The sequence below is a fragment of the Paucibacter soli genome (assembly GCF_037482845.1).
Taxonomy (GTDB): Bacteria; Pseudomonadota; Gammaproteobacteria; order Burkholderiales; family Burkholderiaceae_C; genus Paucibacter_B; species Paucibacter_B soli.
Map to the genome: position 1 here is coordinate 970,305 of NZ_JBBHJW010000001.1, position 17,687 is coordinate 987,991.

Genomic DNA, 17,687 nt, shown 5'->3' on the forward strand with positions numbered 1-17,687 from the left:
AGTTTGGACATTTACCTTTGGCATGCTGTTCTCCCAGGAGAAAGCGCCTTGGGCATAACCGTGTGGCATGAGTGCCAACGAAATTCTCAGTCGCCGCAATTCCCGGCAGCCGAGACAGTCGCGCCATCCCCACGCAAGGAGCACAAGACGATGAGCGCGATGAACGAAAAAAAGAGGATCTCCGCCACCCCGGTGGCCCATGCGGTGGCATGGCTGGCGCTGACCCTGATGGCGCCGACCCAGGCGCAGACCCGGGCGGCGGAGGCGGCCGACGAGGCGGCGCCGGTGCTCAGCCCCGGCAGCAAGAAGGCCACCGACAAGCTCGAGACCGTGGTGATCACCTCGAGCAAACGCCAGCAGGCCGCGCACAAGGTGCCCTACAACGTCAGCGCGCTCACGCAGGAGCAGCTGCGCGAGGCCAACATCAGCGACGCGAAGAAGCTGATCGCCGACAACGTCTCGATCAACGCGCCGGGCAACAGCGCGCGCTTCGCCGATTCGGTGTCGGTGCGCGGCTTGAATGTCTCCAACGTCAACGCCAACAACCTGGAGCAATTCGTTCGCACCACGGTGGCCTACTACCTGGACGACACGCCGCTGCCGCATATGGGCTACCGCATCAAGGACGTGTCCCGCGTCGAGACCCTGCTGGGCCCGCAGGGCACACTCTATGGCGCCGGCAGCCTGGGCGGCACCATTCGCACCATCACCAACAAGCCGGACACGCGCGGCTTCGACGCCAGGCTCAACAGCTCCTTCTACCAGACGCGCCACGGCGGTCTCAGCAATGACACCGACCTGATGCTCAACGCGCCGCTGGGCGAGCAGCTGGCGCTGCGCGTCTCGCTGGCCAAGCTCGACGAGAAGGGCTACACCGACCGCCTGGCCGAGCGCCCCTGGATCAACGACCCCAAGCTGGCCTGGGACGGCCGGCCCGACCCCGCCACCCTGCTGTACCAGCGCGACGACTGGCAGCGCGTCACGGGCGGCCGGCTGTCCCTGCTGTTCAAGCCCTCGGCCGAGGTCGAGCTGCTGCTGGCCCATGCGGAACAATCGATGCTGGCGCATGGCAGCAATGGCGCCAACACCCTGCCGGTGAAGGTGGCGCAGGCACAAAACCCGGGCAGCAGCTACGACTCGACCTGGGACACCCCCTTTGTCGTCAACGACCACACCCTGATCTCGCGCTATCCGGAGTACGCGGACCGCGACTTCAAACTCGACAGCGTGGACCTGGACTGGAACCTCGGCTTCGCGCGTCTGCACGCCAGCAGCTCGCGCTTCAGCGACGCGCGCGTCGGCCAGGGCGACTATGCGGCCAACGGCAACAGCTACTACGGCTGGATCACCGGCCTGGGCCTGGGCGACGGCAAGCGCAGCGCCTATATGAGCTTCGACAACAGCTACAGCGGTCACAGCCACGAGTTGCGCCTGGTCTCGGCCGACAGCGGCCCGTGGAATTGGCTGCTGGGTCTGTACCGCACCGGCCAGCGCAAGAACCTGCGCTTCTCCGAATGGCTGCCGGGGCTGGACGAGGTGGGCTTTCCGGTGTTGCAGAGCTGGTATCCGGGCCTGAGCTGGACGCGCGCGGCCGTGGGCGGCCGCATCGATGAGGGCTATGCCGAGGACATGCAGAGCCGCTACCGCGAGACCGCCGCCTATGGCGAGCTGAGCTTCAAACCCATCGAGCGCTGGACCCTCACCGCCGGTGCCCGCGTCTTCAACTACGAGGATCGCGCGACACCGCTGGTGCGCGACTACATCGGCTCCACCAGCCGCAGCGGCGAGTATGTCGACAGCGGCAAGGGCAAGGCCTATTTCAAGCTCAACAGCGCCTACCAGCTCAGCGCCGACATGCTGGCCTACGCCACGCTCTCGCAGGGCTTCCGGCGCGGCGGCAGCAATGGCTTCCGCGATGATGTGGACAGCTTCAGCGGCACGGTCAAGGCCGTCAACCCCGAGGTCAGGAATTACCTCCCCGACACCACCACCAACCTCGAACTCGGCGTGAAGGGCTTTGCGCTGGAGCGCCGCCTGCAGTTGCAGGCCGATGTGTACCGCATCAAGTGGAAGAACACCCAGACCGACTTCTCGCAGAGCCTGGAAGACCACAACCCCGACAGCCCCAACTTCGGCATCGGCTTCCCCATCAACGGCACGGCCAACGGCCCCGACGCCCACACCCAGGGCGTCGAGTTCGCGGCGCGCTACCTGCTCAACGAGCACTGGCAGTTCAGCCTCAACAGCGCCTACACCAAGGCCGCATGGGACCGCAGCAAGACCTTGTGCGCCTACACGGATGGCAGCGGCTGCACCACCTGGTCGGCCGGCGGTGCGCTGGGCGGCGCGCCCGCCTGGAAGCACAACCTTGGCCTGCGCTACAGCCGCTCGCTGGACATGGGCATGGACTTCAGTGCCAGCCTGAATGCGCGCCGCGTGGGCAGCGTGCTGTCCTCGCGCCAGGACGACCCCAAGCAGCCCGCGCCGCATGAGTTCCCGGCCTACACCCTGCTCAACGCTCAGCTGGGCCTGGCCTGGGATCACTGGGACCTGAGTCTGTGGGTGCAAAACCTGCGCGATGTGCGCGCCGTCACCTCCTACCAGGCCGTGGGTGACTCGCAGCTGGGCCGCCGCCTCATCACCACCCAGCCGCGCACGGTGGGCCTGAACCTGGGCTACAGCTTCCGATGAGGCGGCACGACACCGCGGGCCAGGCTGTGCAAGCCCCCAGGCGCCGCCGCCCTGTGCCGGCGGGCCGGCGCTGGGGCATGATGTGCGCGATCAACGACCTGCCTGCACCCCAAGGACAGCCCCGATGAGCAACAGCTTCGCCTTCCTCAGCCACACCGCCTTCATGAAGCTGCCGCAGCACGATGCGGCCCTGCCGTCCCCCACCCCATTCGCCATTGCCGGCATCGCCTGGGACGGCTGCGTGACCAACCGCCCCGGCGCGCGCTTCGGCCCGCGCGCGATCCGTGAGGCCAGCCATATGCTGTGCGACGGCACGCATCCGCTGTTCGACACCAGCCCCGAGGGCTTCTGCACCGACCTGGGCGACCTGCCCTTGCCCAACACCAGCCTGGAGGCGATGCGTGCGGCGATGATGCCGCTGATCGCGCCCATGATCGCCCGCCACCATATGGCCTGGCTGGGCGGCGACCATTCCATCACGCTGCCGCTGCTGCGCGCCTACCGGGCCCATCACGGCCGGCCGCTGGCGGTGATCCATTTCGACGCCCATTGCGACACCTGGGAAGACCATTTCGGCGAACCCAGCGGCCATGGCACATGGGTCTACGAGGCCATCCAGGAAGGCCTGGTGGTGAAGGAAGGCTTTGTGCAGTTCGGCATCCGTTCGGCCGGCCTGCGCGAGGCGCGCGAGTATGTGAAGGACCAGGGCGGGCTGATCTTTGACGCCCGCAGCCTGCGCGGCCTGGAAAGCCCGATCCAGCTCAGCCCGGTGCTGCAGCAGGCGGAAGAGCGCATGGCCGCGCTGGGCCACCCGCCGCTCTACCTGAGCCTGGACATCGACTGCCTGGACCCCGCCTTCGCGCCCGGCACCGGCACTCCCGAGCCCGGCGGCATGACGAGCAACCAGGTCTTTAGCATCCTGGAGGAGCTGGCGCCGCTGAACTTCGTGGGCATGGACTGCGTGGAAGTGGCCCCGCCCTACGACCATGCCGAGCTCACCAGCTATGCGGCGGCGCAGTGCGTCTGGACCTATCTGTGCGGTCAGCTGGCCAAGGCATGCCATAAGCCAGGGTTATAGTCGGCGCCGGACTTGTCACTTGTTGTTCCGGGTGGGGGCTCCCAACAATGGCCTCCACCTTGCTGCCGGCCCCGCCTCCATGATGACGCCTCGTTCCACTCCGCGTACCCTGCTTGCCCTGCTGCTCGGTTCCCTGCTCAGCCTGAGCATCGCCGCCAAACCCCTGGTCTACTGCGCCGACGCCAGCCCCGAGGGCTTCGACCCCGGCCTGTGGGACTCGGCCAGCACCAACAACGTCACCAGCCAGATGTTCCAGGGCCTGCTGGGGTTCAAGCGCGGTGGCACCGAGCTGGAGCCGCAGCTGGCCAGCGCCTGGACGATTACGCCGGACGCCAAGACATTCACCTTCACGCTGCGCCGCGGCGTGAGTTTTCACAAGACGCCCTACTTCACGCCGACGCGGCAGCTCAATGCCGACGATGTGCTGTTCACCTTCGGGCGCTTCATCGATCCCAAGCATCCGTTCAACCAAGCCTTTCCGACCAACTTCGTCTACCCGCAGAACCTCGGCCTGGCCAAGCTGATCGAGGGCATAGACAAGGTGGACGAATACACGGTGCGCTTCCGCCTGAAGCAGCCCAACGTGATCTTCCAGACCTATCTGGCGATGGCCTTTGCCGGCATCCATTCGGCCGAGTACGGCGCCCAGCTCCTGAAGGAAGGACGCGCCAACCAGATCAACAACCAGCCGGTGGGCACCGGGCCCTACAAGTTCAAGTCCTATGCCAAGGACGATGTGGTGCGCATGGAGCCCAACCCCGACTACTGGGGCGAGAAGCAGAAGACCACCGCCCTGGTGTTCAGCATCAGCCGCGAGCCCAATGTGCGGGTGCAGAAGCTGCTGGCGGGCGAATGCCAGGTCAGCGCCGCGCTGCGCGATGTGGACGTGAGTTCGCTCGACGGCAAGCCCGATGTGCAGCTGCTCAAGATCCAGGCGCTCAACATCTCCTACCTGAGCTTCAATCTGAAAAAGCCGCCGGTCGACAAGCGCGAGGTGCGTGAGGCGCTGGACATCGCGGTGGACCGCGATGCGATCTTCAAGGCCCTGTTCCCGCGCGGCGATGCGATGCAGGCGGTGAGCGCCTTCCCGCCCGCCATCCCCGGCTACAACAAAAAACTCAGGAACGAATACAACCCCGAGCGCGCGAAACAGCTGCTGGCCAAGGCCGGCTACCCGAACGGCTTCGAGATCGAGCTCTGGGCCCTGCCGGTGACGCGCCCCACCAACCCCAACGGCCAGCTGATGGCGCAGCTGATCCAGCAGGACTGGGCCAGGATCGGCGTGAAGGCCCATATCAAGACCTATGAGTGGGGCGAATACCTGAAGCGCGCCAACCAGGGCGAGCACCAGGTCTATATGAGCGGCTGGTCGGGCGACAACGGCGATGCCGACGACTTCCTCACCCCCAACCTGAGCTGCGCCGCCAACCAGAGCGGCGTGAAGTTCTGCAACCCCGAGTTCGAGAAGCTCATCAACGACGCGCGCGCAACACCTGACCCCAAGAAGCGCATCGCCATGTACGAGCAGGCGCAGGAGATCTTCAAGCGCGAGCGGCCCTGGATCACGATGGCGCATTCCACCGTCTACATCCCGGTGCGCCGCGATGTGCAGGGCTTCATCATGGCGCCCAACGGCAGCGTCGATTTCGAGAACGTCTACAGGAAATGAGACTCCGGCACATCGAGGTCTTCCACGCCATCATGCAGGCCGGCACCATCAGCGGTGCGGCCCAGTTGCTGCACATCTCGCAGCCGGCGGTGACCAAGGTGCTGCAGCATGCCGAGCTGCAGCTGGGCATGCCGCTGTTCGACCGCCTCAAGGGCAAGCTCTACCCCACCCCCGAGGCGCAGCGCCTGTTCGTCGAGATCGACAAGCTCAACCGCGACCTGGTGACGATCAGGCGTCTGGCGGCCAATCTGCGCTCGGGCATCGCCGAGCAGGTCAAGCTGGTGGCCACCCCGACCCTGGGCGCCTCGGTGATCCCGGCGGCGATGACGCATTGGGCCAAGGCCTTCCCGGCCAGCCGCTGCATCCTGGCCACCAACCACACGCGCGAGATCGTCAACGCCCTGCTGCTGGGCGAGGCCGATCTGGCGCTCTCGCTGCAGGACCCGCGCCACCCCGGCATCAAGGCCGAGGTGCTGGCCGCCGGACCGATGATGGCGCTGTGCCCGCTGGGCAGCCCCGAGGCCGCGGGCGAAGGGCCGCTGCCGATCGAACAGATCCGCAGCGAGCTGATCGCGATGGCCGAGGACGACCCGCTGGGCAGCGTGGTGATGAGCGCCTTCGAGGCTCAGGGCCTGGCGGTCGCCAGCCGCATCACGGTGCAGACCTACCAGCTGGCGCGCGCCCTGGTGGAGGCAGGTGTGGGCATGACGGTGGTGGACCCCTTCACCGCCGCCTCGGCCGACCGCGCGCGCGTGCGCGTGCGGCCGCTGCTGCCGCGCATTCCCGTGCAGCTGCACCTGCTCACCGCCGCGAATGCGCCGCTGGCCCAGCCGGCGCGCAAGCTGGTTGGCTACCTGGGCCAGGCGGCGCGCGCACAGCTGGGCTCGCTGGGCGAAGCCTGATGACGACGATGATTGCCTGCGAAGACATTGCCGGCCACCCCGATTTCCGCACCCTGCTGAGCCTGGACGGCGTGGATGTGGACCTGCGCTACGCCAGCCCCGACAATTTCGTCGGCCGCGACGTCTACGGCGGCCTGGACTGCGCCTACCTGCGGCGTGAAGCGGCAGCGGCGCTTTTGCATGCCGCGCAATGGCTGGCCCGGCAGCGCCCCGGCTACCGGCTGCGCGTGCTGGACGCGCTGCGCCCGCAGCGTGTGCAGGAGGCGCTCTATGCCGAGCTGGCCGGCACGCCGCTGGCGCAATACCTGGCCCACCCCGAGCGCGGTTCAATCCACTCGTTCGGCATGGCGGTGGACCTCACCCTGCTGGACCCGCAGGGCCGCGAGGTCGACATGGGCTCGGCCTTCGACGAGATGGCGCCGATCTCGCACCCCGAGTTCGAGGCCGAGCACCTGGCGCAGGGCCTGCTGAAGCCCGCCCAGCTGAGCGAGCGTGGCTGGCTGCGCGCGGCAATGCGGCAGGCCGGCTTCCACGGCATTGCCACCGAGTGGTGGCATTTCGATTTCGGCGATCGCGTGCTGGTGCGGCGCGAGCTACCACGCGTGCTTTGATGGATGGAGCTGCCCGCATGAGTTCTTCTTTGCAACGCCGCCATTTCGTCTCGGCCCTGGCCGCAGGCGCAGCGGCCGCCCTGCCCGCTGGGGCTACATCCGCCGCCGCCACGCCCACGCCGCTGCTGGCGCGCCGCCTCAGCCCCGGCGACACCCTGGGCCTGGTGAGCCCCGCCAACGCCACTTATGAGCGCGAACCGCTGCAGCTGGCCGTCGAGGCGCTGCAGGCGCTGGGCTTCAAAGTCAAGCTGGGCGCCCATGTACGCGGCCGCTACGGCCAGTTCGGCGGCAGCGATGCCGAGCGCGCCGCCGACGTGAACGCCATGTTCGCCGACGATGGCGTGGCCGGCATCATCGCGCTCACCGGCGGCTCGGGTTGCAACCGCATCGTCGACAAGCTCGACTACGGCCTGATCCGGCGCCAGCCCAAGTTCTTCGGCGGCTTCTCCGACCTCACCTGCCTGGTCAACGCCATCCACCAGCAGACCGGCCTCGTCACCTTCCACTGCCCGGTGGCGGGCTCGGAATGGAACGAGTTCAGCGTCGCGCATTTCAAGGACATGGTGATGCAGAGCGGCGAGCTGCCATTGCTGAAGAACCCGCAGGGCGAGCTGGGCGACAAGCTGGTGCAGACCGAAGACCGCATCCAGACCCTGCGCGGCGGCAAGGCGCGCGGGCGCCTGCTGGGCGGAAATCTGGCGGTGCTGAGCTCGCTGGCGGGCTCGCGCTACTGGCACGACTGGCGCGGCGCCGTGCTGTTCCTGGAAGACATCAACGAGTACATCTACCGCGTCGACCGCATGCTTTCCACGCTGCGCCTGGCCGGCGCGCTGGACCAGCTGGCCGGCGTTGTGCTGGGCAAGTTCACCAAATGCGAACCCGGCGACGGCAACTTCGGCACGCTGACGCTGGACGAGGTTTTCGACGATTATTTCCTGCCGCTCAATGTGCCCGTCTACCGCGGCGCCATGATCGGCCACATCAAGCGCAAGTTCACCCTGCCGGTGGGCGCGCAGGTAGAGATCGACGCGGATGCGGGCAGCATCCGGCTGCTGGCGGCGGCGGTGAGCTGACTGGCGCGGCGGCAGGCGCCGCAAGCCCCATCAATGCGGCGCGCCACAAGGCGCCGCGGGTAGCGCATAGGGCCGCAGCAGGGCCGCGGTAACGCCACTGCGGCAGTTGGCCAGCAGCGCAGCGTCGAAGGCCGCGGCCTCGGCGGCCGTGACACGGCTGCGCACCAGGCCGAAGGGATAGGCGAACTGCTTGGCCACGCCGGCCATCTGCAGGCCGGGGAGCTTTTCTGCCTTCAGCAGCCACAGGGCCACGCTCTCGTTCATGAAGGCCAGGCCCTGCTCCCCATAACGGCCGGCGACGAGCTTGCGCAGCACGGTGGTGTTGTCGGGTTCGAGCTGCGTCTTGACATCCAGGCCCTGCACCAGTTCGGCCAGCGAGGCCGAGCTGCCCGAGGGGCCGTAGACACCGATCTCATGTCCGATCAGGCTGACCGGGCCGGTGTAGACAAAGTCCTGCCCGCTGCGCGCGAACAGCGCAAAGCGAGCCTCGATCACCGGGATCGAGAAGCGGAACAGGGCGCGCCGCTCGGGCGTTTCCAGCAGGGTGAAGATGCCATCCACCAGGCCGCGCTCGGCCATGCCATAGGCGCGCCGCCAGGGCAGCACCTGCACCTGGCATTGCCATTGCAGCCGCGCGCAGGTGGCCTGCAGCACGTCCATCATCGGGCCGGCGGCCCGACCATCGCGTTCGTAGGTGTAGGGGGCGTAGGGCTCGGTGACAAAGTCCAGGCGCTTGGCGGGCGGCTGTGCCTGGGCCGGCGTGCCAAAGCCCACCACCACCGTCAGGGCGCACGCCGCTGCCCAGCTTCCAGCCATCCCGCCCCCGTTCAAGGCCTGCGATGGTGCCAGCATAGCGGCTTATACAGCGGCCCCCGAATTCAGAGCTGCGCCAGCCAGGCCGCCAGCGCGTCCAGCACCGGCCTGCCCTTCTCGGGGGCTGCGTCGTGGTTGAGCAGGGCCACCATCACCCAGGGCCGGCCGCCGGCGTCGTAGACATAGCCGGCCAGACCCACCACATTGCGCAGCGTACCGGTCTTCAGGCGCGCGCGCGCCTCGGCCGGCGTGCCCTTGAGGCGCCGACCCAGGGTGCCGTCCACCCCGGCCAACGGCAGGCTGCTGAGCAGCTCGGGCGCATAGGGGCCGCGCCAGGCCGCGGCCAGCATCGCGGCCAGGCTGGCGGGCGCGATGCGCTCGGTGCGCGACAGGCCCGAGCCGTTCTCCAGCACCAGCTCGGGCGCGGCGATGCGGTGTTCGGCCAGCCATTGCCGCACCTGGTCGGCGGCGGCCTCCTGGGTGCTGGCGAAGCTGGCGGCCTGCGGGTGCGCGGCGCCCAGGCTGAGAAAGGTCAGGCGCGTGAGCGCGTTGTCCGAGCGTTTCATCACGCCGCGCATCAGCTCGCCCAGTGGCCGGCCCGAGTGGCTTGCCAACAGGCGCGCGTGCGCGGGCGTGGCGCCCTCGCCCACCTCACCCGGCAGCGCGCCGCCCAGCTCCTGCCACAGCGCGCGCAGCGCGGCACCGGTCAGCAGCTGGCGGTCGAACACATTGATGGCCTGGCGCTGGCTGCAGTGGCGCGGAAAGGCACCGCGCAGCCGCAGCTGCCCGTCCTGCACCTCGGGCGGCAGCCAGTCGTCTTCCCAGTCCTGGCAGGCCCTGTCGCTGGGCTGCAGGCCGCTGGCATCCACGTTCAAGCCCGGCCAGGCGGGGCTCAGGCGCGCCTGCACCAGGCCCGCGCCGTCGGACTGCAGCGCCAGGTCCAGCAGGCTGCCGTTCAGATGCAGGGCGTCCGGGATCACGTTGTAGGGGAACTCGGGCTGCTCGTCGAAGGGCGGCCGGCCCAGTTCGGGCCGCGCCGGCTGGAAGCGCGTGCGGTCCACCACGATGCCGCCGCGCAGTTCGTGCAGGCCCTGTTCGCGCAGCTCGCGCAGCAGGCTGTGCAGCACGCCCCAGTCCAGCTCGGGGTCGGCGCCGCCGCGCAGATAGAGCGGGCCCTGCAGCACACCATCCTGCGGCGCCGCCGTGGCCAGCAATTCGGTGCGGCCGCGCTGGTTCGGGCCGAGCTTGTCCAGCGCCACGATGGCCGTCACCAGCTTCATGGTGGAGCCGGTCTGCATCGCCGCATCGGCGCGCCAGCGCAGGCCACGGCCCGGCGCATCGAGCGGAAAGGCCACCACGCCCAGGCTCTGCTCGGGCAGGCCAGCGCGCTGCAGGGCCGCGCGCACCGGGGCGGGGAGTTCGTGGCTGGCGGGCGCCAGGGCGGCGCAGCCGCTCAGCACCAGCGAGGCCATCAGCGACGCCGCCAGAGAGGCCGTCAGCAAGGTGGCAGCGCCGCGGCGCCGCATCGGGGGGAGGCAAGACATGGCCCCACTCTAGCGGCGCAAGCAGCCCGGCACAGCCGGCTCAAGCCCTGAGCGAGGGGGCCGCACGGGCGCGTTCCCCGGGGCGCATTCCCGCAGGTTATGAGGCTCGCACAAGCATTCATTGCGGGCAAAGCAACAAATGCGGCCGGCCCCTATGGCCCGGGAGCGCCGGCTACTCGATCATGGCGCCAAGCAGTCCCAACGTCGTTGTTGTTGAAGGAGAAGTGTCTTGAAGCTGACCCCCATCGCCCAATGCCTTGCCCGATGCCTTGCCCTGACGGGCCTGGCCGCCCCGCTGCTCGCCAGCGCCCAGTCCACCGCACCGGTGCAGAGGGTCGAGCGCGTCGAGATCACCGGCTCGAGCATCAAGCGCATCAAGGACGAAGGTTCGCTGCCGGTGCAGGTGATCTCTGCCGCGCAGCTGGAGCGCGCCGGCATCGTCACCGCCGAGCAGCTGATCTCCACCCTCACCTCCAACGGCAACGGTCTGGACAATATGGCCAGCCAATCGGACGTGGTGGCCGGCGACGCGCGCGGCAACAACGGCGCCAGCTTTGCCAATCTGCGCGGTCAGGGTTCGCGCAACACCCTGGTGCTGCTGAATGGCCGGCGTGTGGCATCGCATGGCCTCAACGGCACGGCGGTGAACCTCAACACCATCCCGATGACGGCGGTGGAGCGCATCGAAGTCCTCAAGGACGGCGCCTCGGCCATCTATGGCACCGACGCGATCGGCGGCGTCATCAACTTCATCCTGCGACGCGACCTCAGCGGCCTGCAGATGCAGGCCTTCAGCGACCTCACCACCGAGGGCGGTGGCCATATCTACCGCCTCTCCGCCAGCGGCGGCGTGGGCAATCTGGCCAGCGATGGCTACAACGCCATGTTCGCCGTGGCGCGCACCGAGAACGAGATCCTCAAGGGCACGCAGCGCAGCGGCTTCGTCAACACCTTCCAGCCCGATCGCGGACTGTCGGTGGACACGCGCGGCACACCGGTGGCCACGGTGTTCGCACGCGCAGGCCTGACCACCATCCTGAGCCCGAGCAGCTCGGGCGTGTTGCTGCCCGGCGGCACGCAACGCTACAACGGTATCAACCCGCTGGCCATGCCCGGCGGTGCGGGTTGCGCCAGCATGCCCAACTCGATGGCCTATGACGCCAAGCTCTGGGCCTCGCCCGGCACCGAATATGGCTGCGCCTGGGACACCGGCGTGTCCGCCACCTTGCAGCAGCCGGTGGAAAACACCAGCCTGGTCGCGCGCTTCAGCAAGTCGCTGGGCGAACACCTCTTCACCGCCGAGCTGGTGAGCGGCAAGGTGCATTCGTCCAAGTCATTCTCCGAGGTGCAGCTGATCTCCAGCGCCACCAACCGCTACCTCTACCCCAGCAGCGGCGCGTCCTACAACTCGGTGTTCAACGCGATTGCGCAGGTCTTCCCCAGCATCCTGCCCAACAAGGGCAACCCGATCGCCTTCCGCTGGCGCTGCATGGACTGCGGCCCGCGCCAGATCGAGACCGAGACCGAATCGCGCCGCATCTTTGCCGGCATCGACGGCCCCGTCGCCTTCCTCAAAGATTGGGACTACAAGGCCGGCCTGTCATCGGCCTTCAGCGAAGACAAGTCGACCCTGGGCACCGGCTACTACTACCGCGACGGCATGGTTGCCGCCATCGGCTCGGGCGCGCTGAACCCCTTTGCCATGCCAGGGCAGCAGACCGCTGCCGGCCTGAGCGCCCTGGCGGCGGCCTCGGCCAAGGGCCTGGCCCTGTATGGCGGCAAATTCACCGTGACCCAGGCCGACGCCTCGGCCACCGGCCCCTTGTTCAAGCTGCCGGCCGGCGAGGTGATGGCCGCCGTGGGCATCGACGCCCGGCGCGAAAAGTTCAGCTTCAAGGGCGAGGACGGCGCCCCCAATGGCCAGGTCATCATCGCCGCGCCCTTTGACGGCAGCAATGCGGTGAACGGTGTGAAGCGCGACGTCAAAGCCATCTATGCCGAGTTGCTGGTGCCCATCCTGAAGAACCTGGAGTTCACCGCCGCGGCGCGCACCGACGACTACACCGGCTTCGGCAAGTCCACCAACCCCAAGTTCTCGCTGCGCTACACGCCCATGCAGGAAGTGCTGGTGCGCGGCTCCTACAACACCGGCTTCCGCGTGCCCACCTTCAGCCAGGCCCTCAACGGGCCGACCAAGGCGCCCTTCGACGGCAAGGACCTGGCCGACCCCAAGAGCTGCGCGAGCGGCGTGGTGAATCCCGCCGTGCCGGGCTGCGCGGCCGTGTTCCCGGACATCATCAGCGGCGGCAACAACGCACTCGGCCCCGAGACGGCCAAGAGCGGCACCGTCGGCATCGTGCTGAGCCCGTGGAAGGACACCTCCATCGGTCTTGACTGGTGGACCATCACCCGCAACGACGCGATCCGCACGCCTTCGCTGACCGAGCTGAAGAGCAACTACGCGCTGTTCCAGGATCGCTTCTGGCGCGACGCCAGCGGCGCCCTGGTGGCGGTGGACCAGCGCTGGTTCAACGCCGGCGGCGCCAAGACCTCGGGCCTGGAACTCAACCTCGCCTCGGGCGGCAAGATCTTCGAGGGCCAATGGGCGGCCAGCCTGGATGGCAGCTATCTGCTGGACAAGAAGTCCCGCATCAGCAACAGCGACCCCTGGGGTCCGAGCCAGCTGGGCCAGTTCAACCGCTACGACGACCCCGGCATCCGCTGGAAGCATGTGGCCACGCTGGCCTACAGCCAGGGCCCCTGGGTCAACAGCCTGACCCAGCGCTACACCGGCGGCTACACCGACGCCGTGCTGCCGGGCGTAGCCAACGGCACGGTGACGCCGCCGAACTGGAGCGCCAAAGTCAAGCCCTACATCAGCTACGACTACTCGGTGACCTACAGCGGCATCAAGGACCTGAGCGTCACGGTGGGCCTGAAGAACATCTTCGGCGCCAACCCGCCCTTCAGCGCCTACTACGACGCCGACCTGGGCTCGGGCAGCTCCTGGGATCCGCGCGTAGCCGACCCACGCGGCCGCTCGCTGACCATGCTGATGAAGTACGCGTTCAAGTGAGGTAGCCGGGCCATAGTGCCATCGGCATGACAAAGGGCCGCCAGGCCCTTTGTCCATTTGCGTGTCGACAACTGCTAGCATGGGGCGACCATCCTGGCGAGCACCATCCATGGCAGACAAGCCCCGAACGTCGCTGACGCCGCTGGCGCTGCTGCTACTGCTGACTGGCCTGCGCTGCGGCGCGGCAGGTGCAGAGCCGCTGACCATCTATATGGATGCGACCCCCGAGCTGATAGGCAGCCCGGACAAGGGCCGCACCATCGTGGGGCCGGCGGCCGACGCGCTGCGAAAGATCGCCCAGCACGCCGGGCTGTCAATTCAGTTGCAACTGGCACCGCTGGCCCGATCCAGCATCGAGGCAGCCACACGGCCCAACACCTGCGTGGCCGGCCTGGCACAGGACGCGCAGCGCCTGTCCGACTACAAATGGGCCGGACCGGTGAGCCACTCGCGCCAGGTGATCTACGCCCGGCACGACACGAGCCGCAGGATCGCCTCGGCGCAGGATCTGCAAGGCGCGCGCATTGGCGTGATGCGCGGCAGCCAGCCGGCCGGCTGGCTGAGCGAACAGGGCCTGAACCCACTGCAGCTGCCCTATAACCAGAACGGCTTGCAGATGTTGAACAGCGGACGCATCGACTTCTGGGCCGTGCATGAACTCAACGCCCAAGTCCTCATCAAGCGCAGCGATGCGCCCGCGCCGCAGCTGGTCTATGTGATCCGCGAGGTGCAGACCTTTCTCGCCTGCCACCCCCAGCTGCCCGACGAGACCATGGCACGCCTGACGCAGGGCATCGCCGAAGTCACCAGGCAGGGCGGGCTGGCGTTTGCCGGACTGAAGTAGGCATAGGGCCCCTAACTCAGGCGCGCAGGCAGCGCCCCTGCACGTCCAGCGTTAGCGTCACGCCCAGCGGCAGCGCCACATTGGGGCAGCAATGCCCGCTGGGCCAGCCGGCCAGGATGGGCTTGCCGAGCCGCGGCAGGTAGTCGGCCAGCACGGCGTCGGGGGCCTCGGCCGCATCGCTGAAGCTGCCGATCAGAAAGCCCGCGGCGGCGTCCAGCACGCCGGCCAGGCGCAGCTGGGCCAGGTAGCGGTCGACGCGGTAGGGCTCCTCGGCAATGTCTTCGAGGAACAGGATGGCGCCGCGCGCATCGGGCATCCAGGGCGTGCCCAGGCTGGAGGCCAGCACCGCGAGGTTGCCGCCGATCAGCCGGCCGCGCGCGCTGCCGCCCTGGCTGAGCGGCTGCGCAGCAAGCCCGGCGGGGGCCAGCACATCGCCCGCGCGCAGGCCGCGCTGCAGTTGCGCGGCAAGCTGGAGGGCATCGTCCATGCCACCGGGCTTGAGCCAATCCGAGGCCGGCATCGGCGCATGCCAGGAAGGCAGGCCGAGGCGATCGAGCGCGCCGTGCAGCGAGGTGATGTCGCTGTAGCCGATCAGCGGCTTGGGGTGGCGCCGCAGCAGCTCCAGGTCCAGGCCATCGAGCAGGCGGATGCAGCCATAGCCACCGCGCAGGCACAGCAGGGCATCGACCTCGGGGTCGGCAAAAGCGCCATGCAGATCGGCCAGGCGCTGCGCGTCGGCGGCGGCAAGATGGCCCAGTGCGACCGGGCCGGCGCAGCCGGGAAAGAGCTTGGCGCGAAAGCCCAGCTGCTCGATCAGCGGCGCCAGCTGTTCCAGCACGCCCGGCTTGGGTGGCCCGGCGGGCGCCACCACGCCCAGGCAGGCGCCGGCCGGCAGCGGCTGCAGCAGAAATGACTCGTTCAAGAGTCGGACTCCAGCCAGGGCTTGAGCCCGGCATCGATGGCCGCGCCCAGCGCCGCCAGGCGCGCTTCGGGCACGCCGTAGCGCGAACCGAGGTTGCTGAGCATGGCGATCAGATAGTGGCGGCGCTGCGGCGCGATGCCGCGCACGATGCCGGCGTCGGAGGCGTAGTTCTCGGTCGTGCCGGTCTTGTGCGCGAAGCGCAGCTCGGCCATCAGACTGTCTGGCATCAGCACACGCAGGGTCTGCGCCTCCAGCGCGCGCAAGACCTGACCCCGGCTCGCCGCGCTGAGCCGCGGCGCACGTGCCGGCAGCCAGGGCGCCGCGGGCGCATCGGGGTCCAGCCACCAGAGCAGGCGCACCGTGTCCCAGGCCGTCATCTGCAGCTGGCCCACGCCGGCGCCGGCGGCATTGCCCCAGCCGCCATCGGGCCGGGTATTGGCCAGGCGCAGCGTCGGCAGGCCCAGCTGCGCAAACAGCAGGTGCAGCTCGTTATGGCATTCGCCCAGCGCGTCGCGGCGGATCGCGCCGATCGCATGCAGATGCGCCACCAGGGCCGAGGTGGCGGTGTTGCAGCTGATCGCCGTCATGTCCAGCGCCCAGTCGCTCACCGGCCGGCACTGCCCCTCGAAAGACACAGGCGCATCCCAGCGGCTGCGGCCCTGGTCAATCAGCCAGGCCAGCCCCACCAGCACCATCAGCTTCAGCAGCGAGGCCGGATAGGGCGCCACCAGCGTGGGGCCGCTGTCGCCATGCAGGGGCAGCCAGTCCAGGCGCTGCCAGTCGGACTCGGGCAGCCAGGCGATCGAGCGGCCCTGACCATCCTGTTGATCGGCCAGCAGGCGCATGCCCTGCAGCGCGCCCGCCCCGGCCGCCATGCCTGCCACCAGGCCCAGCGGATGCGCGCGCGAGAACAGCACGTTGGCAAACAGGGCCGGCGCGCCGCCGGCCGGGAAACAGGCCACCGCCAGATCGATGCTGGGGAAATGGCGCAGCGGCCGGCCGCCATCGAGCGGGTCGGGCGTGGCGCCGAAGTCCTGTGCCAGCACCGCGCGGCGCAGCAGTTCGGCCAGATCAGCACTTGAATTCATGGGGTGGCTAGTTGCAGCCCATCCAGGCTCAATGGGCTCGCGCGGCCCGACACCAGCTCGGCCACGATGCGCGCCGAACCGAAGGAAAAGGTGAAACCCAATGCACCATGGCCCACATTGAGCCACAGCCCGGGCACCGGCGTGGCGCCCAGCAGCGGCGCACCGCTGGGCGTGGCGGGGCGCAGGCCGGCCCAGGTCTCGGCGCTATCGTAATCGGCGGCGCGCGGGAACATGGCGCGCACCGCACGCTGCAGCGAGGCGATGCGGCCGGGGTCGATGCGCGCATCCTCGCCCACCAGATCCACCATCGCGGCAACGCGCAGCTGCGCGCCGATGCGCGCATAGAGGATTTTTTTCTCGAAGTCGGTCACGCTCACCACCGGCGGCAGATGGTCGGCGGCGATCGGCGCGGTCAGGCTGTAGCCCTTGAGCGGGTAGATCGGCAGCCTGATGCCCAGCTCGGCCGCCAGGGCACGGCTTTGCAGGCCGGCGGCGAGCACGAACTCGTCGCCAGCGATCTCGCCGGCCTCGCAGCGCAAGCCCACCACGCGGCCCTGGCGCCGCACAAAGCCCTGCACCTCGGCATGCACAAAAGCACGGAAGTTGGGGTGCGAACGCAGGCGTTCGGCCAGCGCCAGCGCGAGCGCATGGCAGTCGGCCACCGCCTCGCCCTCGGTGAAGATGCCGCCCGCCAGCTGGGCCGGGCTGTGCGCCAGTGCCGGCTCCAGGGCCACGCATTCGGCGTGGCTGAGCGCGCGCTCGGCGGCATCGCCGGCGGCCCGCACGCGCGCCGCGACGCGGCCGAATTCCGCGGGCTGCCGGTAGAGCACCAGCTTGCCGGGGCTGCGCAGGGCGATCGCGTCGAGCCGGGTCTCGGCCTGCAGCTGCGCAAACGCGGTCTGGCTGTAGGCGCCCAGCGCCAGCAGGCGCGCGGTGGTGCGCCGGTTCACCGGCCCACGGCATTTGGCCAGGAAGGCGGCCAGCCAGCTCCATTGCTGCCAGCTGGCCTCGGGCTTGAAGCGCAGCGGGCCGTCGGGATCGAGCAGCCAGCGCAAGGCCTTCAAGGGCACGCCCTCATCCGCCAGCGGCGAGACATAACGGTAGCTGAGCTGCCCGCCATTGGCGCGGCTCGCGCCATTCGCCAGCGCCGCTTCGCGCTCCACCAGGCTGACCCGGTGGCCGGCCTCGGCCAGGCACCAGGCGCTCGTCAGACCGACGATGCCGCCGCCTATCACCACCACATGCTTGCTGCTGCTCATCATCGACATGCCGGCAGCTTAGGGATTCGGGCCGCGGCCAGCCAATGAAAGCCAGGGCGGCTCCCATAACTTGCGCCTATGCGCCGCCAGGCAGGTCTGATCCACCGCAGGGCATTG

Annotated in this window: 13 protein-coding genes; 8 read left to right on the plus strand and 5 right to left on the minus strand. The window is 68.8% G+C overall.

The genetic code is table 11. The features are described 5' to 3' along the window. Window positions 1-150: 150 nt before the first annotated feature. The 6 genes from WG898_RS04580 (at window position 151) to WG898_RS04605 (ending at window position 8,024) form a co-directional block, all read left to right on the plus strand. Entirely contained in the window at window positions 151-2,691 is a 2,541-nt protein-coding gene (locus WG898_RS04580; protein WP_339601558.1) for a TonB-dependent receptor, read from the plus strand. A gap of 124 nt (window positions 2,692-2,815) precedes the next feature. Further along, window positions 2,816-3,769 (plus strand): agmatinase, encoded by a 954-nt coding sequence (speB, locus tag WG898_RS04585; protein WP_339601559.1) that lies wholly within the window; start codon window positions 2,816-2,818, stop codon window positions 3,767-3,769. Between the two features lie 79 nt (window positions 3,770-3,848). After that, window positions 3,849-5,438: an ABC transporter substrate-binding protein gene (locus tag WG898_RS04590; RefSeq protein WP_339601560.1), complete on the plus strand. Its 1,590-nt coding sequence runs from the start codon at window positions 3,849-3,851 to the stop codon at window positions 5,436-5,438. Continuing rightward, on the plus strand, window positions 5,435-6,340 hold the full coding sequence (locus WG898_RS04595) for a LysR family transcriptional regulator (RefSeq protein ID WP_339601561.1): 906 nt from the start codon (window positions 5,435-5,437) through the stop codon (window positions 6,338-6,340). The genes WG898_RS04590 and WG898_RS04595 overlap by 4 nt, the downstream gene beginning before the upstream one ends. After that, complete coding sequence (locus WG898_RS04600; protein WP_339601562.1) at window positions 6,340-6,951, plus strand: M15 family metallopeptidase; 612 nt, start codon at window positions 6,340-6,342, stop codon at window positions 6,949-6,951. Before WG898_RS04595 ends, WG898_RS04600 begins: the two co-directional genes overlap by 1 nt. 17 nt (window positions 6,952-6,968) lie before the next feature. After that, window positions 6,969-8,024, plus strand: coding sequence for a S66 peptidase family protein (locus WG898_RS04605; RefSeq protein ID WP_339601563.1), 1,056 nt, complete (start codon window positions 6,969-6,971; stop codon window positions 8,022-8,024). 30 nt (window positions 8,025-8,054) lie between these two features. On the opposite strand, the gene WG898_RS04610 is transcribed toward WG898_RS04605, so the two are convergent. Further along, entirely contained in the window at window positions 8,055-8,840 is a 786-nt protein-coding gene (locus tag WG898_RS04610) for a substrate-binding periplasmic protein (RefSeq protein WP_339601564.1), read from the minus strand. Window positions 8,841-8,902: 62 nt separating this feature from the next. Then, the gene (gene dacB / locus WG898_RS04615) at window positions 8,903-10,381 is read right to left on the minus strand and encodes a D-alanyl-D-alanine carboxypeptidase/D-alanyl-D-alanine endopeptidase (protein ID WP_339601565.1); all 1,479 of its coding nucleotides are present in this window, start codon (window positions 10,379-10,381) and stop codon (window positions 8,903-8,905) included. 229 nt (window positions 10,382-10,610) lie between these two features. On the opposite strand from dacB, the gene WG898_RS04620 reads away from it, so the two are divergent. Both WG898_RS04620 and WG898_RS04625 read left to right on the plus strand, forming a co-directional pair. Beyond that, window positions 10,611-13,457 (plus strand): TonB-dependent receptor domain-containing protein, encoded by a 2,847-nt coding sequence (locus tag WG898_RS04620; RefSeq protein WP_339601566.1) that lies wholly within the window; start codon window positions 10,611-10,613, stop codon window positions 13,455-13,457. A gap of 109 nt (window positions 13,458-13,566) precedes the next feature. Then, window positions 13,567-14,301, plus strand: a complete 735-nt coding sequence (locus tag WG898_RS04625) for a substrate-binding periplasmic protein (protein WP_339601567.1) — start codon at window positions 13,567-13,569, stop codon at window positions 14,299-14,301. A gap of 16 nt (window positions 14,302-14,317) precedes the next feature. On the opposite strand, the gene WG898_RS04630 is transcribed toward WG898_RS04625, so the two are convergent. From WG898_RS04630 to WG898_RS04640, 3 genes are read right to left on the minus strand one after another with little or no spacing between them, the layout of a single operon-like run. Next, entirely contained in the window at window positions 14,318-15,223 is a 906-nt protein-coding gene (locus WG898_RS04630; protein ID WP_339601568.1) for a S66 peptidase family protein, read from the minus strand. Continuing rightward, a complete protein-coding gene (locus WG898_RS04635) occupies window positions 15,220-16,311 on the minus strand; it encodes a serine hydrolase (protein WP_339601569.1) in 1,092 nt (363 codons plus the stop codon). The genes WG898_RS04630 and WG898_RS04635 overlap by 4 nt, the downstream gene beginning before the upstream one ends. Continuing rightward, a complete protein-coding gene (locus WG898_RS04640; protein ID WP_339601570.1) occupies window positions 16,308-17,579 on the minus strand; it encodes a D-amino acid dehydrogenase in 1,272 nt (423 codons plus the stop codon). Before WG898_RS04640 ends, WG898_RS04635 begins: the two co-directional genes overlap by 4 nt. Between the last annotated feature and the right edge of the window lie 108 nt (window positions 17,580-17,687).

Coding starts and splice junctions, on each gene's coding strand:
- WG898_RS04625 (WP_339601567.1), top strand. CDS start 13,567: ATGGCAGACAAGCCCCGAACGTCGCTGACGCCGCTGGCGCTGCTGCTA.
- speB (WP_339601559.1), top strand. CDS start 2,816: ATGAGCAACAGCTTCGCCTTCCTCAGCCACACCGCCTTCATGAAGCTG.
- WG898_RS04605 (WP_339601563.1), top strand. CDS start 6,969: ATGAGTTCTTCTTTGCAACGCCGCCATTTCGTCTCGGCCCTGGCCGCA.
- WG898_RS04580 (WP_339601558.1), top strand. CDS start 151: ATGAGCGCGATGAACGAAAAAAAGAGGATCTCCGCCACCCCGGTGGCC.
- WG898_RS04635 (WP_339601569.1), bottom strand. CDS start 16,311: ATGAATTCAAGTGCTGATCTGGCCGAACTGCTGCGCCGCGCGGTGCTG.
- WG898_RS04600 (WP_339601562.1), top strand. CDS start 6,340: ATGACGACGATGATTGCCTGCGAAGACATTGCCGGCCACCCCGATTTC.
- WG898_RS04590 (WP_339601560.1), top strand. CDS start 3,849: ATGATGACGCCTCGTTCCACTCCGCGTACCCTGCTTGCCCTGCTGCTC.
- dacB (WP_339601565.1), bottom strand. CDS start 10,381: ATGTCTTGCCTCCCCCCGATGCGGCGCCGCGGCGCTGCCACCTTGCTG.
- WG898_RS04595 (WP_339601561.1), top strand. CDS start 5,435: ATGAGACTCCGGCACATCGAGGTCTTCCACGCCATCATGCAGGCCGGC.
- WG898_RS04640 (WP_339601570.1), bottom strand. CDS start 17,579: ATGTCGATGATGAGCAGCAGCAAGCATGTGGTGGTGATAGGCGGCGGC.
- WG898_RS04610 (WP_339601564.1), bottom strand. CDS start 8,840: ATGGCTGGAAGCTGGGCAGCGGCGTGCGCCCTGACGGTGGTGGTGGGC.